The sequence below is a fragment of the Blastococcus sp. SYSU DS0828 genome (assembly GCF_054050975.1).
Window position 1 is genome coordinate 26,994 of the sequence record NZ_JBJHAK010000018.1, and the last position, 21,176, is coordinate 48,169.

The 21,176-nt window shown below is 74.4% G+C and carries 20 protein-coding genes; 13 read left to right on the plus strand and 7 right to left on the minus strand.

Features of this window, described 5'->3' with window-relative positions; translation table 11 throughout:
- The first annotated feature begins 180 nt into the window (after nucleotides 1–180).
- From ACI79Q_RS14430 to ACI79Q_RS14445, 4 genes are all read left to right on the plus strand, one after another.
- On the plus strand, nucleotides 181–1,995 hold the full coding sequence (locus ACI79Q_RS14430; RefSeq protein WP_456590076.1) for a phosphoenolpyruvate carboxykinase (GTP): 1,815 nt from the start codon (nucleotides 181–183) through the stop codon (nucleotides 1,993–1,995).
- A gap of 172 nt (nucleotides 1,996–2,167) precedes the next feature.
- Complete coding sequence (locus tag ACI79Q_RS14435) at nucleotides 2,168–3,382, plus strand: MFS transporter (protein ID WP_456590077.1); 1,215 nt, start codon at nucleotides 2,168–2,170, stop codon at nucleotides 3,380–3,382.
- Between the two features lie 12 nt (nucleotides 3,383–3,394).
- Nucleotides 3,395–4,648, plus strand: a complete 1,254-nt coding sequence (locus ACI79Q_RS14440; RefSeq protein WP_456590078.1) for an alpha/beta fold hydrolase — start codon at nucleotides 3,395–3,397, stop codon at nucleotides 4,646–4,648.
- Nucleotides 4,645–5,313, plus strand: a complete 669-nt coding sequence (locus ACI79Q_RS14445) for an acVLRF1 family peptidyl-tRNA hydrolase (protein WP_456590079.1) — start codon at nucleotides 4,645–4,647, stop codon at nucleotides 5,311–5,313. The genes ACI79Q_RS14440 and ACI79Q_RS14445 overlap by 4 nt, the downstream gene beginning before the upstream one ends.
- A 147-nt stretch (nucleotides 5,314–5,460) precedes the next feature.
- On the opposite strand, the gene ACI79Q_RS14450 is transcribed toward ACI79Q_RS14445, so the two are convergent.
- Entirely contained in the window at nucleotides 5,461–6,471 is a 1,011-nt protein-coding gene (locus tag ACI79Q_RS14450; RefSeq protein WP_456614899.1) for a zinc-binding dehydrogenase, read from the minus strand.
- 183 nt (nucleotides 6,472–6,654) lie between these two features.
- On the opposite strand from ACI79Q_RS14450, the gene ACI79Q_RS14455 reads away from it, so the two are divergent.
- Nucleotides 6,655–9,111: a transglycosylase domain-containing protein gene (locus tag ACI79Q_RS14455; RefSeq protein WP_456614900.1), complete on the plus strand. Its 2,457-nt coding sequence runs from the start codon at nucleotides 6,655–6,657 to the stop codon at nucleotides 9,109–9,111.
- On the opposite strand, the gene ACI79Q_RS14460 is transcribed toward ACI79Q_RS14455, so the two are convergent.
- Both ACI79Q_RS14460 and ACI79Q_RS14465 read right to left on the minus strand, forming a co-directional pair.
- Complete coding sequence (locus ACI79Q_RS14460) at nucleotides 9,052–9,939, minus strand: YhjD/YihY/BrkB family envelope integrity protein (protein WP_456613233.1); 888 nt, start codon at nucleotides 9,937–9,939, stop codon at nucleotides 9,052–9,054. The genes ACI79Q_RS14455 and ACI79Q_RS14460 overlap by 60 nt on opposite strands.
- An 11-nt stretch (nucleotides 9,940–9,950) precedes the next feature.
- A complete protein-coding gene (locus tag ACI79Q_RS14465; protein WP_456590083.1) occupies nucleotides 9,951–10,124 on the minus strand; it encodes a hypothetical protein in 174 nt (57 codons plus the stop codon).
- 376 nt (nucleotides 10,125–10,500) lie between these two features.
- On the opposite strand from ACI79Q_RS14465, the gene ACI79Q_RS14470 reads away from it, so the two are divergent.
- Nucleotides 10,501–11,580, plus strand: coding sequence for a C40 family peptidase (locus ACI79Q_RS14470; protein ID WP_456614901.1), 1,080 nt, complete (start codon nucleotides 10,501–10,503; stop codon nucleotides 11,578–11,580).
- Here ACI79Q_RS14470 and ACI79Q_RS14475 read toward each other — a convergent pair.
- Entirely contained in the window at nucleotides 11,550–12,116 is a 567-nt protein-coding gene (locus ACI79Q_RS14475; protein ID WP_456590085.1) for a hypothetical protein, read from the minus strand. The two genes, ACI79Q_RS14470 and ACI79Q_RS14475, sit on opposite strands and share 31 nt — an antisense overlap.
- A gap of 112 nt (nucleotides 12,117–12,228) precedes the next feature.
- Here ACI79Q_RS14475 and ACI79Q_RS14480 point away from each other — a divergent pair, with 112 nt between their 5' ends.
- Both ACI79Q_RS14480 and ACI79Q_RS14485 read left to right on the plus strand, forming a co-directional pair.
- Entirely contained in the window at nucleotides 12,229–12,552 is a 324-nt protein-coding gene (locus tag ACI79Q_RS14480) for a DUF3817 domain-containing protein (protein ID WP_456613232.1), read from the plus strand.
- A 35-nt stretch (nucleotides 12,553–12,587) separates the two neighbouring features.
- Entirely contained in the window at nucleotides 12,588–13,910 is a 1,323-nt protein-coding gene (locus tag ACI79Q_RS14485) for a serine hydrolase domain-containing protein (RefSeq protein WP_456614902.1), read from the plus strand.
- Between the two features lie 71 nt (nucleotides 13,911–13,981).
- Here ACI79Q_RS14485 and ACI79Q_RS14490 read toward each other — a convergent pair whose 3' ends face one another.
- Genes ACI79Q_RS14490 through ACI79Q_RS14500 form a run of 3 tightly spaced genes read right to left on the minus strand, consistent with a single transcriptional unit; the run spans nucleotide 13,982 to nucleotide 15,672 of the window.
- On the minus strand, nucleotides 13,982–14,602 hold the full coding sequence (locus tag ACI79Q_RS14490; RefSeq protein WP_456590088.1) for a pyridoxamine 5'-phosphate oxidase family protein: 621 nt from the start codon (nucleotides 14,600–14,602) through the stop codon (nucleotides 13,982–13,984).
- A gap of 12 nt (nucleotides 14,603–14,614) precedes the next feature.
- Nucleotides 14,615–15,133, minus strand: coding sequence for a hypothetical protein (locus tag ACI79Q_RS14495; protein WP_456614903.1), 519 nt, complete (start codon nucleotides 15,131–15,133; stop codon nucleotides 14,615–14,617).
- A 59-nt stretch (nucleotides 15,134–15,192) separates the two neighbouring features.
- A complete protein-coding gene (locus ACI79Q_RS14500; RefSeq protein WP_456590090.1) occupies nucleotides 15,193–15,672 on the minus strand; it encodes an Lrp/AsnC family transcriptional regulator in 480 nt (159 codons plus the stop codon).
- 216 nt (nucleotides 15,673–15,888) lie between these two features.
- Between ACI79Q_RS14500 and pdhA the strand changes: the two genes are divergently transcribed.
- Genes pdhA through ACI79Q_RS14525 form a run of 5 tightly spaced genes read left to right on the plus strand, consistent with a single transcriptional unit; the run spans nucleotide 15,889 to nucleotide 21,121 of the window.
- Nucleotides 15,889–17,028, plus strand: coding sequence for a pyruvate dehydrogenase (acetyl-transferring) E1 component subunit alpha (gene pdhA / locus ACI79Q_RS14505; RefSeq protein WP_456599978.1), 1,140 nt, complete (start codon nucleotides 15,889–15,891; stop codon nucleotides 17,026–17,028).
- Nucleotides 17,028–18,008, plus strand: coding sequence for an alpha-ketoacid dehydrogenase subunit beta (locus ACI79Q_RS14510; RefSeq protein ID WP_456599977.1), 981 nt, complete (start codon nucleotides 17,028–17,030; stop codon nucleotides 18,006–18,008). The genes pdhA and ACI79Q_RS14510 overlap by 1 nt, the downstream gene beginning before the upstream one ends.
- 1 nt (nucleotide 18,009) lies before the next feature.
- Complete coding sequence (locus ACI79Q_RS14515; RefSeq protein WP_456599976.1) at nucleotides 18,010–19,536, plus strand: dihydrolipoamide acetyltransferase family protein; 1,527 nt, start codon at nucleotides 18,010–18,012, stop codon at nucleotides 19,534–19,536.
- 40 nt (nucleotides 19,537–19,576) lie between these two features.
- Nucleotides 19,577–19,948 carry a hypothetical protein gene (locus ACI79Q_RS14520; RefSeq protein WP_456599975.1) on the plus strand — a complete coding sequence of 124 codons (372 nt, stop codon included), beginning with the start codon at nucleotides 19,577–19,579 and terminating at the stop codon, nucleotides 19,946–19,948.
- 9 nt (nucleotides 19,949–19,957) lie between these two features.
- The gene (locus ACI79Q_RS14525) at nucleotides 19,958–21,121 is read left to right on the plus strand and encodes an AGE family epimerase/isomerase (RefSeq protein WP_456599974.1); all 1,164 of its coding nucleotides are present in this window, start codon (nucleotides 19,958–19,960) and stop codon (nucleotides 21,119–21,121) included.
- Nucleotides 21,122–21,176: the final 55 nt, after the last annotated feature.

A 21,176-nucleotide genomic window follows, 5' to 3' on the forward strand; every position in this document is an offset into this window, starting at 1 on the left:
TCCCACCAGCCTGTTCCGAGCTGAGCGGTAGACGTCCTATACGTAACATTTGTCTCGTTACGGGCGCATGTCTGCGCTTGTACGCTGACCCGATCCGCACGGCCGTCCCGCGGCCGCGGCACGTAGGGCACCACCGTCGGAGCGGGAGTCCGCCCCGGCGACGCAGAGGATGGAGACGCCGTGACCACCGTGGCCACCCCAGGTCTGGAGAACGCCCCCACGACGCACGCCCGGCTGCTGGCCTGGGTGCGCGAGATGGCGGAGCTGACGACGCCGGACCAGGTGGTCTGGGTCGACGGCACCGACGAGGAGTGGGAGCGGCTCACCCGCAAGCTCGTCGACGCCGGCACCTTCACGCCGCTGGAGAAGAAGCCCAACTCGTTCTGGTGCGCCAGCGACCCCAGCGACGTCGCGCGCGTCGAGGACCGCACCTTCATCTGCTCGGTCGACGAGGCCGACGCGGGGCCCACCAACAACTGGATGGCCCCGGACGAGATGAAGTCGATCATGACCGAGCTGTACCGCGGGTGCATGCGCGGTCGGACGATGTACGTGATCCCCTTCTGCATGGGCCCGGTCGAGGCCGAGAACCCGATGTTCGGCGTCGAGCTCACCGACTCCGAGTACGTCGTCGTCTCCATGCGGGTGATGGCCCGCATCGGCAGCCGCATCCTCGAGGCGATGGGCTCCGACCGGCCGTTCGTGCCGGCGATGCACTCCCTCGGCGCCCCGCTGGAGCCGGGGCAGGCCGACGTCCCGTGGCCGTGCAGCGACACCAAGTACATCGTGCACTTCCCCGAGGAGCGGGCCATCTGGTCCTACGGCTCCGGCTACGGCGGCAACGCGCTGCTGGGCAAGAAGTGCTACTCGCTGCGGATCGCCTCGGTCATGGCCCGCGACGAGGGCTGGCTGGCCGAGCACATGCTGATCCTCAAGCTCACCAACCCGCAGCAGAAGACCTACTACATCGCCGCCGCCTTCCCCTCGGCCTGCGGGAAGACCAACCTGGCGATGCTCGAGCCGACCATCCCCGGCTGGAAGGTCGAGACCCTGGGCGACGACATCGCCTGGATGCGCTTCGGCGAGGACGGGCGCCTCTACGCCCTCAACCCCGAGTTCGGCCTCTTCGGCGTCGCGCCCGGCACCGGCTGGGACACCAACCCCAACGCCATGCGCACGATCGACAAGGGCAACTCGGTCTTCACCAACGTCGCCCTCACCGACGACGGCGACATCTGGTGGGAGGGGATGACCGACGAGCCGCCGGCCCACCTGACCGACTGGAAGGGCCGGGACTGGACGCCGGAGTCCGGCGAGCTCTCGTCGCACCCCAACTCGCGGTTCTGCACCCCGATCACCCAGTGCCCGATCCTGGCGCCGGAGTACGAGGACCCCAAGGGTGTGCCGATCTCGGCGATCCTCTTCGGCGGCCGCCGCAAGACCACGATCCCGCTGGTCACCGAGGCCCGGGACTGGAACCACGGCGTGTTCATGGGCGCGACGCTCTCCTCGGAGACCACCGCCGCCGCGACCGGCGCCGTCGGCGTCGTCCGCCGCGACCCGTTCGCCATGCTGCCGTTCATCGGCTACAACGCCGGTGACTACTTCGGCCACTGGGTCGAGACCGGCAAGCAGCACGACGCCAGCAAGCTGCCGAAGATCTTCTACGTCAACTGGTTCCGCCGGGACGCCGACGGCGGCTTCCTGTGGCCGGGCTTCGGCGAGAACAGCCGCGTGCTCAAGTGGGTCATCGAGCGCCTCGAGGGCACCGCGGCCGCCGTCGAGACCCCCGTCGGCCACGTGCCGACGGCGGACTCCCTCGACGTCTCCGGCCTGGACATGACCACCGAGCAGGTCGAGCAGGCCCTCGCGGTGAAGCCGGAGGAGTGGCGCGAGGAGATCCCGCAGATCACCGAGTGGTTCGAGAAGTTCGGCGACAAGCTCCCCAGCACCATGTGGGACGAGCTGGAGATCCTCAAGAGCCGCCTGGCGTAAGCCCGGCAGAGGCAGGGCCCGGAACCGCAGCGTCGCGGTTCCGGGCCCTCGTCGTTCCCGCCCAGCGCGCAGGCGCCCGGTCGTCTGCGTCCTGGGGCGTCCTCGCGGCACCGTGTGCCACGGTCGGTTAGCGTGGCGTAGCCCCCTTCCCGCTCCCGGAGGCACCCCGCCCGTGGCGAATCCGTACCTGCAGGTGCTCCGGACCCCGCATGCCCTGCCCATGGTCCTGTCGGCCTTCATCGGCCGGTTGCCGCTGTCGATGGTGGGGCTGGGCAGCGTCCTGCTCGTGGCGTCGGAGACCGGCTCCTACGGCCTGGGCGGCGCGGTCGCCGCGGTGGGCGCGGTGACGACGGCCATCGCCGGTCCGCTGCTCGGCCGCTGGGCCGACACCCACGGCCAGCGCCGGGTGCTGCTGCCGGTGCTGGTCGTCTTCGTCCTCTCCGGCCTGGTCTTCCTGTTCTCCGTGCGGGAGGCCTGGCCGCTCTGGATCGTCTTCACCTCCGCGGGGCTGGCCGGTGCCTGCATCCCGCCGGTCTCCTCGATGATCCGTGTCCGCTGGACCCATCTGCTGCGCGGGAGCCACCGGCTGCCCACGGCGCTGGCGATGGAGTCCGTCGTCGACGAGTTCGTCTTCATCATCGGCCCGGTGCTGGTCACGTTCCTCTCGACGACGGGCCACGCCACCTCCGGTGTCGTCACGGCATTCACCCTCGCCACCGTGGGCAGCCTGCTGTTCGCCGCGCAGCGCCGCACCGAGCCCGAACCGCACGGGCACGCCAGCCGGCAGGGGCCCTCGGCGATCCGCACCACCGGCCTGCGCGTGCTCTTCGTGGTCGGCGCGGCGGTGGGGGCGATCCTCGGCACCCTGGAGATCGCGCTGGTGGCGTTCGCCGACGAGCGGGGCGCCATGTCGATGTCCGGCGTCCTCATCGCGGGGCTGGCGCTCGGCTCGATGGCCAGCGGCATCGGCTGGGGCATGGTCCACTGGCGCGTCCCGCTGCGGCGGCGGCTGGTCGTCGCCCTCGCGGTGCTGACGGTGCTCGTCGTCCCGCTCACGCTGATCCAGGACGTGTGGCTGATGGTCCCGTTCGTGATCGTCGCCGGCGTCGCGGTCTCGCCGTCGCTGATCAGCTCCTTCACCCTCGCTGAACTGCTGGTGCCGCGCGCCGCGGTCACCGAGGCGTTCACCTGGATCGGGACCGCGCTGGGCCTGGGCGTGGCCCTCGGGGCGTCCGTGGCGGGCAAGCTCGTCGACGTCGCGGGCGCGAACACGGCGTTCCTGGTGGCCATCGTCGCGGCCGCGGTCGCGGCCGTCGTCGTCGCGCTCTTCCAGCGGCTGCTGCACGTCCCCGCCGAGCACGTCGCCGAGCCCGCGCTCGCCGGCTGACCGGGGCTTTCCGTGCCGGAGTACACGCTCCCCGGCGCGCACGTGCGCGACCGGGCGGTGACGGTGCCGCTGCGGTGGGGCGGCGACGACGGCGCGACGATCTCGGTGTTCGTCCGCGAGCTCGTCCACCCCGACAGGCGCGCCGACGACCTGCCCCTCCTGCTCTTCCTGCAGGGCGGCCCGGGCGGCAAGTCGCCGCGACCGACCCGTGGTGGCTGGATCGAGCGCGCGCTCCGCGACTTCCGGGTCGTCCTCCTCGACCAGCGCGGCACCGGGCGCAGCTCGCGCATCACCGGCGCGACGATCGGCCGGTTCCCCGACGCCGGCGCGGCCGCCCGCCACCTGCTGGCGTTCCGGGCGGACTCGATCGTGGCCGATGCCGAGCACGTGCGGGCCACCCTCTACGGCGGCCGGCCGTGGACCACCCTGGGCCAGAGCTACGGCGGCTTCGTCACCCTGACCTATCTCTCGCGCGCGCCCGAGGGCCTCACCCGCTGCCTGGTCACCGGAGGGCTGCCGGGCCTGCGCGCCGACGCCCGCGAGGTCTACCGGCGCACCTATCCCCGCGTCGCCGCGCGCACCCGCCGGCTCTACGAGCGGTTTCCCGACGACGTCGCGCAGGTCGCCGCCGTCGCCGACCGGCTGGCCGCCGCACCCGCGGTCCTGCCCGACGGCGACCGGCTCACCGTGCGCCGCCTGCAGACCGTCGGTCAGGCGCTGGGCATGCGGGACGGCGCCACGGAGCTGCACTGGCTGTTCGAGGAGGCGTTCGACGGCGACGGCGAGCTGTCCGACACCTTCCTCGACCAGGTGGCCCGGCGGACCTCCTACCGGGACGACCCGCTCTACGCGGCGCTGCACGAGAGCATCTACGCGCAGGGGCCCGGCCCGGTCGGATGGGCGGCGCAGGACGAGCGGGGGCCGGAGTTCGACGGCGCCCGCCGCCCGCTGCCGTTCACCGGCGAGATGGTCTACCCGTGGATGTTCGAGGAGATCGCGTCGCTGCGGCCGTTCGCGCCGGCCGTGCACGCACTGGCCGAGCTGGAGGAGTTCCCCGCCCTCTACGACCCGGCGCGGCTGGCCGCCAACGAGGTGCCGGTCGACGCCGCCGTCTACTTCGACGACATGTACGTCGACGCCGGCCTGTCGCTGGAGACGGCCGAGGCGGTCGGCAACGTGCGCACCTGGGTGACCAACGAGCACGAGCACGACGGCCTGCGCGTGGGCGACGTGCTCGACCGGCTGCTCACCCTGCGGTCCCGGTGACCCGCCCGCGGCCCGCCGCCGGGGGCGGCCGGCGGCTGGGGGTGGCGCCCGAGCGGCTGGGTCGCTGGCTGGACGGCGTCGCCACCCGGCACGGCGCCTTCACCGCGGTGGAGCCGGCCGACGACGGGCTGCGGATCACCTGCGCCGACACGACGAGCGTGGTCCTGCGCGCCCCGTTCGGCTGGGTGCCCGAGCCGCCGCTGCTGGGCAGCTTCACCGCCGCCGCCGGTCGGCCCCGGCGCGCCGCGGTGCTGCTGGTGCGCCGCGGCCGGTGGGCGGTCGGCGTCTTCGACGGCGACCAGCTGGTCGTCTCCAAGGTCGACGCGCGGCAGGTTCAGGGCCGGACGGCGGCCGGCGGCTGGTCGCAGCAGCGGTTCGCCCGCCGCCGCGCCCACCAGACCGACGCCGTCGTCGACCACGCGGTCGAGACCGCCGCCCGGGTCCTGCTGCCGCACGCCGACGGGCTGGCGGCGTTGTTCACCGGGGGCGACCGGGGGCTCGTCGACGACGTGCTCGCCGGCCCCCGGCTCCGCGCGTTGGCCGCGCTGCGTCGGGAGCCCGCCCTGGAGGTGGGCGAGCCGACCAAGGTGGTGCTGCTGGAGACACCCAAGCAGTTCCGCGCGGTGCAGGTGGTCATCCGCGAGCCGTCTCCGCCCCTGGGTTGAGCCGGACCGCCGGACGTCTGGCCGCGCCGTGACCCGGCTGGACGTGCGTCGGAGCGGCTGGACCCGGCTGGTGCACGTGCCCGAGCTCATGGGCCGGCTCCCCGGCCGCTGACAGGTGGACTCGTCCGTCCGACTGCTGAGCCGTGCTCAGGGCGTGATGACCAGCCGGATGGGGTCGCCCTGCTTGTGCGCCAGCCGCTCCACGCCCTCAGCGGCGTCGGCGAGGGACAGCGTGCCGGAGATCGACCGCGACAGGTCCAGCCGGTGGTGGCGGATCAGGTTCACCAGCTCGACCACGTGGGCGGGCTCGGAGCCGTAGTGGCCCAGGATCCGCTGGCCGAAGTAGCTGAACTGGGTGCCGTTGCGGATCTCCAGCGGCTGGTCGGTGAGGCCCACCAGCACCAGGGCGCCGTCGCGCTCCAGGCAGCGCACGGCCTGCTCGCGCACCGGCGCCACCCCGGCGAAGTCGAAGGCGAACGCCAGCCCGGCGCCGCCGGTCAGCTCGCGGACGCGGGCGGCGATGTCCTCGGCCGGGTCCAGCGCGAGGTCCGCGCCGAAGTCCAGCGCCCGCTGCCGGGCGGCCGGCACCGGGTCGACGGCGACGATCGGGGCGGCCCCGGCCAGGCGCAGCAGCTGCACCGCGTGCGCGCCGAGGCCGCCGATGCCCCAGACGCCGACGGGCTGGGCGGCCCGCACCTGCGCCGTCCGCACGATCGAGGCCCACGGCGTCGACACCGCGTCGGGCACGATGCACGCCTGCTCGAACGGGAGGTCGCCGGGGATGGGCACGACCGTGTCCGCGGTGGCCAGCGCGTACTGCGCCCAGCCGCCGTCGTAGTCGACGCCGCGGGTGTGCACCCAGCCGTCCTTCTCCTCCCCGGCCTGCAGCAGCACCCGCTGGCCCTCGGCCAGTCCGCTCACCCCGTCACCCAGGTCGGCGACGGTGCCGGCCACCTCGTGGCCGAGGGTCACCTCGTCGCCGGCGAGGAACAGCGGGGACAGCTGCCCCTCGATGAGGTGGACGTCGGAGAGGCAGATGCCGGCCGCGGCGACCCGGATCAGCACCTCGCCGGGGCCGGGCGTCGGCTTGGGCACCTCCTTGACCACGAAGTCTCGGGTGCGCACGTTCAGCCGGCCGGCCAGCATCGAATCAGGCATGCCCCCATCCAACGCCGTGGGCACCGCGCCGACGAACCGGGCCCGGCCCGCGACCGGAGGAGCCGGTGGGGCGGGCGGGTCCCCGGTGACGGACGGGACGGTTCCGGTGGCCGTACCCCCGCGCGGGTGGTTGTCATCGGTGATCTTCCCTGCTGAGCTGGGCTTTCTGTCGTGGGGAGGGTCATGGAGTCGCGCACGGGGACCGGTCGCACCCTGCTCACGCTGGCGGGCGCCATCCTGCTGGCCGGGGTACTGCTGGCCGGGTTGCTGCTGCCGTGGGTCGGCGGGCCGGCCCTGGCCGCGCAGAGCTCCTCGGCTCTGCTGGGCGAGCCGCCGGAGGAGTTCTCCGTCGAGGTGCCGGCCCGCAACAGCGTGATGCTCGCGGCCAACGGCGAGGTGATCACCTCGTTCTACCGGGAGAACCGCGACCCGGTGACGTTCGACCGGATCGCCGAGGTGATGCGGCAGGCGCTGGTGGCCGTGGAGGACGCGCGCTTCTACGACCACGGCGGTCTGGACGTGCAGGGCACAGCGCGTGCTCTGGTCACCAACATCGCCGCCGGGGAGGTGGAGGAAGGCGGGTCCACGCTGACCCAGCAGCTGGTGAAGCAGACCCTGCTGCAGTCCGCGCGGACCCCGGCCGACCGCGACGCCGCCATCGAGAAGACCTTCGGCCGCAAGCTGCGCGAGGCCCGGCTGGCGCTGGCGATGGAGTCCACCTACAGCAAGGACGAGCTGCTCACCCGCTACCTGAACATCGTCTACTTCGGGCGCAATGCCTACGGCGTGCAGCCCGCGGCCCAGGCCTTCTTCGGCGTCGACGCCGCCGAGCTGACCCTGCCCCAGGCGGCCCTGTTGGCCGGCCTGGTGCAGAGCCCGTCCGACCACGACCCGTTCACCGACCCCGAGGGCGCGACCGTCCGGCGCAACCAGGTGCTGGCCCGTATGGCCGAGCAGGGCTACATCAGCCCGGAGCAGCAGGCCGAGGCCGAGGCCGCCCCGCTCGACCTGGCTCCCGCTCCCGCACCGCGCCGCGGCTGCGTCGAGGCGTCCGTGGGCGCCTACGTCTGCGACTTCGTCCAGCGGTACCTGATCGAGGAGCTCGGGCTCACCCAGGACGATCTCGAGCGCAACGGCTACGTCGTCCAGACCACGCTGGACGCCGACCTGCAGCGCGCCGGCGACGCCGCCGTGCTGGCCAACCAGCCGCTGGAGAGCTCGCTGGCGGCCACCTTCACCGCGGTGGAGCCGGGCACCGGCCACCTGCTGGCGATGAGCGTCAACCGCATCTTCGGCCACGACGAGCACGACGAGCGGCAGGAGTCGGTCAACCTCAACGCGCTGCCCAGCCGGGGCGCCGGGTCCACGTACAAGGTGTTCGTGGCGGCCGCCGCGCTGGCCCGCGGCTACTCGACCGAGTACACGCTGACCGCCCCCAACCCGTACTACTCGCGCGTCTACCAGGCCGACGGCGGGCCCTACCGGGTTCGGAACGCCGGGAGCTACCGGGCCTCGCTGGACCTCACGACCGCGCTCTACCAGTCCTCCAACACCTACTTCCTGGCCCTCGAGGACGCCCTCGGCAGCGTCGAGGAGCCGGTGCGCATGGCCGAGCGCATGGGTCTCTACGCCCACGGCCCCCGGGGCCTGGCGCAGCGCACGATCGACGAGAACAACGGCTCGTTCGCCTTCGGCCCCGACGCGACGAGCCCGCTGGGGCTGGCCAGCGCCTACTCGACGCTCGCGGCCTCGGGCACCCGGTGCGACGTCGTCCCGGTCACCGGGCTGCTCGACCGGAACGGGGAGCCCGTCCTGGGTGCGGACGGCGAGCCGCTCGTGGACGGCGACCGCTGCACCCCCGAGGCGATCCCGTCCGGGGTGGCGAACACGCTCAACCAGATGCTGCGCAAGGACGTCGAGCCGGGCTACGGCGGCCAGACCGGCCGGCGGGCGTACGTGCCGGGCCACCAGATCGCGGGGAAGACCGGCACCACCCAGGACAACGTCTCGGTGGCGTTCGTCGGGTACACCCCGGAGATCGCCGCCAGCGTGATGGTGTTCAACCCCAAGGAGGCCGAGGACGTCGGCGGCTTCGGGGGCGGCAAGGGCGCCACCATCTGGCACGACGCCATGGCGCCGGTGCTCGGCGCCCGGGGCAGCAGCGACTTCCCGCCCGCGGATCCCGCGGTGGTGCGGGGCAACACGATCCGGGTGCCGTCCTGCGGTGATCCGTTCGCCTGCCAGGAGGTGCTCGGCGACGCCGGTTTCCTCGACGTCGTGGTGCGGGTGGACAGCGACCTGGCCGATGGGGAGCTCGTGGGCACGAGTCCGCCGGCCGGCGGCCGGGCGGTGCGAGGGCAGGTCGTCTCGATCCTGGTGAGCAACGGCTCCCGCTACGTGCCGCCGCCCCCGCCCCCGCCCGCTCCCGAGCCGGTGCCGGCGCCCCCGCCGTCCGCGGCCCCGCCGTCCACGCCCCCGCCGTCCACGTCCCCGCCGTCCACGCCCCCGCCGTCCACGCCGCCGGTCGTGGCGGAGCCGGACACCGGGACCGGCGGATCCCCGCCCCCGGACGAGCCGACGCTAGGCGAGACCGGGACCTGGCTCGACCGGTCCCCCTACCGGTCCCCGCCGCGGCGCTGACCGCCGCTTCAGCCGCTCGTCGAGCTCCTGGGTGGCCAGCCAGCCGAGCAGCACCACCAGGTGCAGGAGGAACAGCCACACGCCGAGCGCCGCGACCCCACCGACGACGTCGATGTCGCCGAACGGCGCGCCCAGGTCCAGCGGCAGCGCCAGGAACAGCACGAAGCCCTGCAGGAAGCCGGACAGGCAGGCGGCGGTGAACAGCGCGCCCACCATCAGCGCCGGCCACCGCACGCGACCTCCCCCGACGACCCGGAACCCCCAGGCCAGCGGCAGGGTGAGGGCGGCCAGTACCGCGTAGTAGCCGAGGGCCACCTGCCCGACGACGGCGGCCACCCCGCCGCGGTCGGCGAGGTCGGCCATCTGCCCGGCCGCCAGCAGCAGCGGGTACAGCAGCACCGGGGTGATCAGCAGCAGCGGCAGAGCGGCCAGCCTGCCGCGCCAGCCGGTCATCCCCTCGTGCCGGGAGCCGAAGCGCAGCAGCGCGCGCCGGAGACCCTCGCCGTAGAAGGACATGGGCAGCAGCGCCAGCAGCCCGCCGAGCGGGTCCAGGCCCGTGCCGGCGTCGACCAGGCGGGTCACGGCGGTCGGTGCGTCGAGCGCGCCGGGCAGCAGCTCGGCCAGCCGCTCGCCGAGGGCGTGCACCCGCTCGGGGGAGGTGAGCCAGGAGGTCAGACCGAACGCCAGCAGCAGCAGCGGCACGACGGCGATGCCGGCGTAGAAGGTGAGCCCCGCGGCGATCAGCATGAGGTCGCGTCCCCGCAGCCGGGCGCGTACGCCCCGGGCCAGGTCGCGCAGCCAGGCGACGGCCCGGGAGAACCAGCCCACGCGTGGCGGGTTCAGTCGGTGCCGGTGTTGGAGCCGGTCTCCTCGCAGCTGGCGTCGTGCGGGTTGTCCGCCTGCTCACCGCTGGCGTCGCAGTTCGTCTCCCCGCGCTGGATGTCGGTGTTGTCGCCGCAGGCGACCAGCGACCCGGCGAGCGCGAGCAGCAGGAGGGGCTTCCGGATGTCCATCCACCGATAGTGGTCCCGCGGAGCCGTGCCGAAACGGACCCCGGTGGGGCGTCCACCGCCCCTGCGGAGCGAACGCGCAGGTGGCTGGGACGGCTGTGACAGGACGCGCAGGAGAACTACACGAATGTCGTTAGGGGCATTGTCACGACCGGGTCACGCCGCCTACGGTGAGTGTGTCCGTCGGGGCTTTCTGTCACTACCGAGTGACCTCCGCCGGGCGCCGTCGAGCGAACCGGGCACCCGCACAGGCGCGGGTGCCGGCCAGGCAACGCTGCGGCACGCAGGTGGGACGGACCCCTCCGTCCCGGCGTGCCCGCGCGTGCCCGGCCGGGCCCCCGGCAGGCGGCCGTGGATGAGATCGGAGAGCCGCCGCACCATGGCGACCCCCCTGCGCACGCCCGCTCGCCGCCGCACCGCCGGACGGGTGGGGCTGGCCCTGGCCGGCACCGTCGGCATCCTCCTCGCCACGGTCCCGGCGGCCGCGGATCCCGGCTCCCCCGCAACCTCGGCCGAGGCCGCCCGGCTGGTCGCCGAGCGCGGCCACCAGCTCGAGGTCGTCACCGAGCGGTTCAACGAGGCGCGCGACGCGCTGACGGGCCAGCAGGCGGCCGCGGAGGCCGCGGCCGCACAGCTGGCGCAGGCCACCGCCGACCTCGCCCGCGCCCAGGAGGCGGTCCGCGGCATCGCGCGCAGCGCCTGGACCGGTGAGGGGCTGGGCTCCTTCCAGGCGCTGCTCACCAGCAGCTCGGCCGACGAGTTCGTCACCCGCGTGGCCACGCTGGAGACGATCTCCGGCCACCAGGGTGTCGTCCTCGCCCGCGCCGCCGAGTCCAACGTGGCCGCCGCGCAGGCCCAGGCCACTGCGCACGAGGCCGCGGTCCAGGCGCAGGCCGCCTACGACGCCGTCGCCGGGCAGCAGGCCGACCTGCAGGCGCAGGTCGACGAGTTCCGCGCGCAGTTCGACCAGCTCAGCGCCCAGGAGCGCCAGGCGGTGGCCCAGGCCCACCACGCCGAGGAGCGCGGCACCGAGTCGCAGCGGGCCAGCCGCGACGACCGGGAGCCCACTGCGCCGGCGCCGTCCGCGCCCGTGGTGGCCGACAGCGAGGCGGCGCAGATCGCCGTGGACACCGCCATGGCCCAGCGTGGGAAGCCCTACGTGTGGGCGGCCACGGGGCCCAGCGCCTTCGACTGCTCGGGGCTCACCTCCTACGCCTACCGGGCGGCCGGCATCTCGCTACCGCGCGCCAGCCGGAACCAGGCAGCCACCGGCCAGTCGGTCTCCCGCGACCAGCTGCGCCCGGGTGACCTCGTGTTCTTCTACAGCCCGGTCAGCCACGTGGGCATCTACATCGGCGACGGCCAGATGGTGCATGCGCCCACGTCGGGCGACGTCGTCAAGGTGGCGAGCATCGACTCGATGGGCGGCTACAGCGGGGCCCGGCGCATCGCCGGCTGATCGTGCCGGGTGACCTGCTGCAGCAGGCCCCACACGAAGACCGCGCGCACCCCGCCGGGGAGGCGCACCTCCGCGCGGGTCGGCACCCCCGGGTCGAGGCCGCGCGCACCCGGCAGTCCGACGACGTCGTCGAGCACGTGCTCCCACACCAGCAGCCGGTGCGGGCGGGCCGCCGGCACCGGTGAGCCCGGCGCGCGGGCGAGCTGCTCGTGGAGCACCGCGCCACCGGGCCCGCTGACCACCTCCCACCACAGGTGCGGCCACAGCGGCAGCGGCCAGCGCCGCACCTGGATGTCGAGGTCGCCGACGCGGCGGTCCTCCAGCTCCTCGGGCGGGCCGAGGACCGCGGAGCGCAGTGCCAGCCCGCGGGGTGCCCGGCGCGAGTGCTGCAGCGCCTGCCAGCGGGTGTGCGCCGCGTGCGCCTCCGCCCGGGTCGCGCCCAGCCGCGGCAGCGCCGCGGCGGTGAGATCGGGGCGGAGATCGGCCATCCGGCGCAGCAGCACCAGGCAGAACTCCCGCCGGGCCAGTCCGCGCACGACGCCGACCCTGCCACCGCGGCCGGTGCCGCGTACGTCACACCCGGCGCGGGGACCCCGCGCCCCGCCCGGTCGTTGACGACCGCAGAGCCCGCCGACCCGAGGACGTCCGTTGAACCCGCGCACCGTCACCACCGCCTTCCGCCTCGTCGCCATCGCCGAGGCGATCACCTGGGTCGGCCTGCTGGCCGGGATGTTCGTCAAGTGGGTGCTGCAGACCTCCGAGGTCGGCGTGCAGGTGTTCGGGCCCATCCACGGCGGGGTCTTCGTCGTCTACGTCCTCGTCGCGCTCGTCACGGCCCGGGTGCTGCGCTGGTCGCTGCCCACCACGGTCCTCGCCCTCGCCGCGTCGGTGCCGCCGCTGGCCACGGTCTGGTTCGAGCGGTGGGCCACCCGCTCCGGTGCGCTGCCCACGCGGGACGCGCTGACCGCCTGATCCCGCGCCGGGTGCCGGTCGATACGGTCGCCGGCATGCCCGAGCCCGTCCTCCCCGGCACCGCCCGACTCCTGCTCGCCCGCACCGCCCGGGTCCAGCGCGACGGCCGGGCCCCCGGCCTGGTCGCGGGCGTCGTCCGCGACGGCGGCCTGGCCTGGTCGGCCGGCCGCGGCGAGGTGCCCGGCCCGCACACCGACGTCCAGTACCGGCTCGGGTCGATCAGCAAGACGGTGACGGCGGTCGTGGTCATGCGGCTGCGCGACGAGGGCCGGCTGGGGCTGGACGACCCGCTGGAGCGGCACCTGCCCGGGACGCCGCTCGGCGACCGTACGGTCGGCCAGCTGCTCTCCCACCTCGCCGGCGCCTCGGCCGAGAGCCCCGGCGGCTGGTGGGAGCGCACCCCCGGCGGCACCCTCGACGAGCTCGGCCTCGGCGGGACCGACGTCGTGCTCGGCGCGGCCCGGCGGTTCCACTACTCCAACCTGGGGTTCGGTCTGCTCGGGGAGCTCGTCGCCCGGCTGCGCGGCACCTCCTGGGAGGACGCCGTGGCCGGGGAGGTGCTGGCCCCGCTGGGCATGACCCGCACCACGCCGCGCCCGGTCGCCCCGGCGGCCGAGGGCTGGGCGGTGCACCCGTGGGCCGACGTCGTCCTGCCCGAGCCGGAGCACCACGCGGGCGTGATGGCCGCCGCGGGGCAGCTGTGGGCGACGCTGACCGATCTGGGCCGGTTCGCCGCGTTCCTGCTCGGCGACACCGGCGACGTGCTCGACCCGGCGACGCTGGAGGAGATGACGGTGCCCGCCGGCGTGGACTCCTCCGCGCCGGGCTGGTCGGCCTACGGGCTGGGCGTGCAGGTGCTGCGCGTGGACGGGCGGACGCTGGTCGGGCACGGCGGCTCGATGCCCGGCTTTCTCGCCGGGGTGTTCGTCGACCGGGAGGAGCAGGCGGGCGCGGTGTCGCTGGCCAACACCACCAGCGGCCTCGATCCGCTGGTGTTCGGGCTCCTGGCCGACCTGCGTGCCGCCGAGCCGCGCATCGTCGAGCCGTGGGCACCCGCGCCGTCGCCGGTGCCGCTGGAGGACCTCGGCGTCTGGTTCTGGGGCCCTGCCCCCTACGTCCTCCGGTCGGTCGCCGGAGGCCTGCTGCACCTGGGCCCGCTGCCCGGGCGGTCCGGCCGGGCGAGCCGGTTCGCCCCGGCGGCCGACGGCACCTGGCGCGGGCTGGACGGCTACTTCGCCGGGGAGACGCTGCGCATCGCCGCCGACCACCTGGACCTGGACACGTTCGTCTTCACCCGCACGCCCTACGACCCGGCCGCCCCGGTGCCGGGGGGCGTCGACGAGCGCGGCTGGCGCTGACCGGGCATAGGAAGCCATGCCTCCGGTTCTGGTCCAGATTTCGTAGGTAGAGCTTCCTATGCCCGGGGGGATCAGCCGGTCGGGTAGAGGCCCGCCGTGTACTGCTCCCCGTAGTAGCGCTCGATGTCCTCCAGCCGCTCGCCGCGGCGCTCGAGGGCCTGCGCGATTCGGGGCCGGGACGGCACGTCGTGGGCTCCCCAGGTGTCCGGTTCCCAGAGCCCGGAGCGGAGGAACGCCTTGGCGCAGTGGTGGAACACCTGCTCGACCTCGACGACCATGGCCAGCACCGGGCGGTGCCCCTGCACCACCATGCGCCCGAGCAGCACGTCGTCGCGGACGAGGCGGGCCCGTCCGTTGATCCGGAGGGTGTCGCCCCGCCCCGGCAGCAGGTAGACCAGGCCGACGTGCGGGTTGGCCAGGATGTTGCGGAAGCCGTCCGCGCGGCGGTTGCCGGCCCGCTCGGGGATCGCGATGGTCCGGTCGTCGAGGACGAGCGTGAAGCCGGGCGGGTCACCCTTCGGCGAGACGTCGCACGTGCCGTCCGCCGCGCTGGTCGCGACCAGGCAGAAGGGGGAGGCGGCCAGCCACTGCCGGTCGAACTCGTGCAGCGCCGTGCGTTCCTTGGCCACGGCGGCGGGGGCCGGCTCCCCGAGGAGGGCGCGCAGCTCTGCCTCGGTCGTGATCTCCTCCACGACCGGACCCTGTCACGGGCGGTCGAAGGCGTCGATGGTGTTCTTGACGACGAGGCCGTACGCCAGGTGCGGCACCAGGTCGCTGAGCCAGTCCGTCGTCGACCACGTGCGGGGATCGGTGACGCCGAGCACCGTCATCGGCCCGTTCCCCGCGACCATCGCGCCCAGCCCGGTCAGCAGCGTGCCGACCGGCTTCGACGACAGCAGGCCCGACGCCCGCGCCAGCCCGCCGACCACGCCCACCCCGACGCCGGCCACGATGCCCGTCATCGGGCCGAGTCCCTGGAGGCGGTTCTGCCGGGTCTGGTCGTCGCCGGGGATGGGCACGTGCGCCGTCTCCGCGAGCTTCTCGACGGTCTGCTCGGGGGTGGAGCTGCTGCCGCGGCCGCGCACCACCATGTCCAGGTACGTGACGGCGTTCAGCGCGGTGGTGCCCGCCGCGCCGGCGGCCGCTCCCCGCAGCGCCCAGCCCAGCGTGCTGATGCCGCGCTTGCCCTTGCCCGCCACGCCGAACGGGGTCTTCTTCGTCATGTGCCGCCCGGTACCCGCACGTCCCGGCGGCACACCGGCGGGCCGCCGGTACGGGCGGATCAGCCGGGCGGGGGGCCGGCGGCGCGGCGCAGCAGCGGGCCCACGCGCCGCTCCAGGAACCGACGCATGGCGAGCGCGGTGTCCACCCGCTGGACGCCGGGGATGGCCAGGACCGCCTCGGTGATCCGCCACAAGTGGTCGGCGTCGGTCGCCACCACGTGCACCAGCAGGTCCGTGGCGCCCGACAGGCCGGTCACCTCGAGGACCTCCGGCAGGGCGGCCAGTGCGTCGCTGACCTCGGCCAGCCCGCGCTGCGCCACCTGCACCGACATGTAGGCGGCCAGCCGGTGGCCCAGCGCCTCCGGGCGGACCCGCTGGTCCAGCGGGCCGAGTACCCCGTTGCTCTCCAGCCGGGCCAGCCGGGCCTGCACCGTGTTCCGGGCCAGGCCCAGCCGTTGCGACAACGCCATGACGCTCGCCCGCGGGTCCTCGGTGAGCGCGAGCAGCAGCCGAGCATCGGTGGCATCGATCTCGGGCACGCTGCGCAGTCTGACAGCTGGACGCCACCCTGGGCGAGCTTTCTGCGCAATCTACTTCAATGCGCCTGCGCAGATCGATGCGCATCAGGGCTGGTCATCGGCGGGCAGGTCGTGCCAGGATGTGTGAGGGCCGCCACATCCGGCGGCCGGAACGTCCAGCACCACCGCGTCGCCGGTGACCCCGGCGGCGGTGGCCGACGGCGAGGAGTGCGACCGGTGACAGCGTTGCCAGAGACCACGGAGATGGTCGACCCCGTCCCGGGGGCCGCCGCGCCCCACCTGCCGCAGCGGTCCGAGCTGGTCCAGCTGCTCACACCGGAGGGCGACCGGGTCGAGCACCCCGGCTACTCCCTGGAGATCACCGACGAGGAGCTGCGGGACCTCTACCGCGATCTCGCCCTGGTGCGCCGGTGGGACGTCGAGGCCACCGCGCTGCAGCGGCAGGGCGAGCTCGGCATCTGGGCCTCGCTGCTCGGTCAGGAGGCCGCGCAGATCGGCGCCGGCCGCGCGCTGGCCGCCACCGACATGGCGTTCCCGACCTACCGCGAGCACGGCGTCGCCTGGACCCGCGGTGTCGACCCGCTGCACGTCATCAGCCTGTTCCGGGGCGTCGACAACGGCGGCTGGGACCCCGTGGCCACCGGCTTCAACCTCTACACCGTGGTCATCGGCGCGCAGACCCTGCACGCCACCGGCTACGCCATGGGCCTGCAGCGCGACGGTGCCGAGAGCGCGGCGCTGGCCTTCCTCGGTGACGGCGCCACCAGCCAGGGGGAGGTCAACGAGGCGATGATCTGGGCGGCCAGTTTCTCCGCCCCCGTCGTCTTCTTCTGCCAGAACAACCAGTACGCCATCAGCGTCCCGCTGGAGCGGCAGTCGCGGGTGCCGCTGTACCAGCGCGCGGCCGGCTTCGGCTTCCCCGGCGTCCGGGTCGACGGCAACGACGTCCTCGCCGTCCTGGCCGTGACCCGGCAGGCGCTGCAGGCCGCCCGCGAAGGGCAGGGCCCGACCTTCATCGAGGCGTTCACCTACCGCATGGGCGCGCACACCACCTCCGACGACCCCACCCGCTACCGGCTGGCCAGCGAGCTGGAGGAGTGGAAGCTGCGCGACCCGATCGCGCGGCTGAAGGCGCACCTGTCCCGCTCGGAGAAGGCCGACGCGGCGTTCTTCGACTCCGTCGAGCGCGAGGCCGACGAGCTGGCCGAGCGGATCCGCAGCGGCACCGTCGACATGCCCGATCCCGAGCCGACGGCGATGTTCGACTCCGTCTACGCCGAGCAGACCCCGTGGCTGGCCACCCAGCGCGAGGAGTTCATCGCGTACCAGGCGAGCTTCGAGGGGAGCGAGCACTGATGGCCACCGAGACGCTCACGATCGGCAAGGCGCTCAACCTCGGCCTGCGCCGCGCCATGGAGGACGACGCCAAGGTCGTGCTCATGGGCGAGGACATCGGCAAGCTCGGCGGGGTCTTCCGCATCACCGACGGCCTGCAGAAGGACTTCGGCGAGGCCCGCGTCGTCGACACGCCGCTCGCCGAGGCCGGGATCCTCGGCACCGCGGTCGGCCTGGCCATGCGCGGCTACCGGCCGGTCTGCGAGATCCAGTTCGACGGCTTCGTCTTCCCCGCCTACAACCAGATCGTCACCCAGGTCGCCAAGATGCACGCCCGCTCGAAGGGCCGGCTGCCGATGCCGATCGTCATCCGCATCCCCTTCGGTGGCGGCATCGGGGCGGTCGAGCACCACAGCGAGAGCCCCGAGGCCTACTTCGCGCACACCGCGGGGCTCAAGGTGGTCGCGGTCAGCAACCCGGTCGACGCCTACTGGGGCATCCAGCAGGCGATCGCCCATCCCGACCCGATCGTCTTCCTCGAGCCCAAGCGGCGGTACTGGGAGAAGGCGGAGGTCGACACCGACGCCACCCCGGACCCGCTGTTCGCCTCCCGCGTCGTCCGTGGCGGCGACGACGTCACCGTGCTGGCCTACGGCCCGATGGTGAAGACGGCGCTGCAGGCGGCGAAGGCCGTCGAGGAGGAGGGGCGGTCGCTGGAGGTCGTCGACCTGCGCACGGTGTCGCCGCTGGACCTGGAGCCGGTGTTCGAGAGCGTGCGGCGGACCGGTCGCTGCGTCGTCGTGCACGAGGCGCCGGTCACCCTCGGTCTCGGCGCGGAGATCGCCGCGCGGGTGACCGAGGCCTGCTTCCACTCCCTGGAGGCGCCGGTGCTGCGGGTCGGGGGCTTCGACACCCCCTACCCGCCGTCGAAGCTCGAGGAGGAGTACCTCCCCGACCTCGACCGGGTGCTGGACGCCGTCGACCGCGCGATGGAGTTCTGAGATGGCGCAGCGTCAGTTCAAGCTCCCCGACGTCGGTGAGGGGCTCACCGAGGGCGAGATCCTGCAGTGGCTGGTGCAGGTCGGCGACACCATCACGGTCAACCAGCCGTTGTGCGAGGTGGAGACGGCGAAGGCCGCCGTCGAGCTGCCCTCGCCGTGGGCCGGCACCGTCGTCGAGCTGCTCCACGAGGCCGGCACGATGGTCGACGTCGGTGCGCCGATCATCACCATCGACGTCGGCGGGGTGGGTGGGGGAGACGCCGCCGGGAGCGCCCCGGCGGCGGCGCCCGCCGACGAGGGATCGGCGGCCGGCGAGGAGCCGGCCGCCGGGCTGATCGGCGGGGCGGCCCCCGGTGGGCGGACCGCCGTCCTGGTCGGCTACGGGCCCCGCACCACCGAGGCGCGCCGCCGCCCGCGCCGGTCAGGCGCCCCGGCCGCCGCCCGGGCGACCGGGCTGCCCGGCGCGGACTACGGCTCCGGCGGGGCCGACCGTCCCCCGCTGCCCTCCGACGACGGCCCGCCGCTGCTGGCCACCGCCCCCGACATGCGCAGCAAGCCGGTGCGCCACGGCGGGCTGGAGGTCGGCCGGCAGGCCGAGGCCGCGGCGCGACGCGAGGACGCCGCCCCGGCCCAGGGCTCCGCGCCCGGCCGGCGGGGGCCCCGCCCGCTGGCCAAGCCGCCGGTGCGCAAGTACGCCAAGGACCTCGGCGTGGACCTCGCGACCATCTCCGGCTCCGGCGCGGGGGGCTGCATCACCCGGGCCGACGTCGACGCCGCCGTCGCCGCGCGCTCCGACGGCGCCGGGGCCCCGGCGTCCGTGGCGACCACCGGCGGGGAGCAGCGCATCCCGGTCAAGGGGGTCCGCAAGGCCACCGCGGCCGCGATGGTGGCCAGCGCCTTCACCGCGCCGCACGTCACCGAGTTCCTCACCGTCGACGTCACCCGGATGATGAAGCTGCGCAGCAGGCTGGCCGCACGGCCGGAGTTCGCCGAGGTCAAGGTGAGCCCGCTGCTGTTCGTGGCCAAGGCGCTGCTGCTCGCGGCCCGGCGGCACCCGATGGTCAACAGCTCGTGGGACGAGGCGGCGCAGGAGATCGTCGTCCACGGGCAGGTGAACCTCGGCATCGCCGCGGCGACCCCGCGCGGGCTGATCGTGCCCAACATCAAGGACGCCGGGCGGCTGTCCCTGCCCGCGCTGGCCGCGGCCCTCGGCGAGCTCACCGAGACCGCCCGGGCCGGGCGCACGGCACCGGCGGACATGACCGGCGGGACGATGACGATCACCAACGTCGGCGTGTTCGGCGTGGACACCGGTACCCCGATCCTCAACCCGGGGGAGTCGGCGATCCTGGCCTTCGGCGCCGTCCGGGAGATGCCGTGGGTGCACAAGGGGAAGGTGAAGCCCCGCCTGGTCACCCAGCTGGCGCTCTCCTTCGACCACCGGATCATCGACGGCGAACTCGGGTCACGGTTCTTGGCCGACGTCGGCGCGTTGCTGCATGATCCGGGGAGCGCGCTGGCCTACTGACGGCGAGCCGCCCGGTTCGTCGCTCGAGAGGGAGCCCGTCGTGGACCGCCGTGCCCAGGCGCTGGTCGCCCTGCTGCTGTTCGTCGCGCTCACCGGCGTCTCGATCGGGATCGGCGGCTCGCGGCCGCACCTGGACCAGGGCACGGCCCCGTGGCTGCTCCAGGTGCTCGGGTACGTGTGCGCGATCGCCGGCGGGGTCCTCCTGGCGGCCGGAGTCCCGGCCGGCCGGCGGCTCGGGTTCGTCGTGCTCGCCGCGACGGTGGTCATGGTGCTCGTCGACGCGATGACCACGGGTGACGCCGGGGCGAACATCGGCGCGGGGTTCGTCCGGGTGCTCTGCCTCGCGGTCCTCGGGGTGGCGACGGCCCGGTTGGCCGTCGCCGTGGTGGGCGACCGGCGGGCCGCGCACTAGCGTGACCGGGTGATCGATCTCGACCGGCTGCTGGACTTCGCCGCCCGATCCCGGCTGCCGGACGGCTTCGGGTACCTGGGCCCGGACGGTGACCTGCTCGCGGACCGGCCGCAGGAGGGCTGGATCGTCGCGCGGATGACCCACGTCTTCGGGCTGGCCACCCTGCTGGGGCGGCCAGGGGCGGACGAGCTGGCCGGGCACGGCGTCGAGGCGCTGCGCAGCGGGCCCCTCCACGACCCGGTGCACGGGGGCTGGTGCGCGACGGCCGCCGACGGCACGAAGGCCGCCTACGTGCACGCCTTCGTCCTCCTGGCCGGTGCCACGGCGACCGCGGCCGGGATCGAGGGCGGGCGCGCGCTGCTCGACGACGCCCTCGACGTGTGGCAGGACCGGTTCTGGGACGAGGACGCGGGCCTGGCGGTGGAGGAGTGGGACCGCACCTGGTCGCGGCTGGACGACTACCGCGGTGCCAACGCCAACATGCACGGCGTCGAGGCGGTGCTCGCCGCCGCCGACGCGGTCGACGACGCGGCCCTGGCCGCCCGGCTGCGCGGGCAGGCGCTGCGCAGTGTCGAGCGCGTGGTGCACGGTTTCGCCCGCGAGCGCGGCTGGCGGCTGCCCGAGCACTTCACGTCCCACTGGGAGCCGCTGCCCGAGCACAACGCGGCGCACCCGGCCGACCCGTTCCGCCCCTACGGGGTCACGATCGGGCACCAGTTCGAGTGGGCGCGGCTCGCGGTGCACCTGCGCGCCGCCCTCCCCGACCCGCCGCGCTGGCTGCTCGACGACGCCGTCGCGCTGTTCGACGCCGCGGCGACCCGCGGGTGGGCGGCCGACGGCGCGGACGGCTTCCCGTACACCCTCGACTGGGACGACCGGCCCGTGGTCGGTGCGCGTATGCACTGGGTGCTGTGCGAGGCGGTGGCGGCGGCGGCGGTGCTCGCCCGCGTGACCGGGGAGCCGGCCTACCGGGCGCTGGCCGACCGCTGGCGTGCGCACGGTGAGGAGCGGTTCGCCGACCCCACCACCGGCAGCTGGCACCACGAGCTCACGCCGTCGGGGGAGGTCGCCGAGGGCACCTGGGCCGGGCAGCCCGACGCCTACCACCTGGCGCAGATGCTGCTGGTGACGGACCGGCCGGTGCGCGGCAGCATCGCGGCCGCGCTGCGCTGACCTGCTCCTTCCACGTGTCGGTCCGGCGCCCCCGGGGTAGGTGGCGCACGACCGA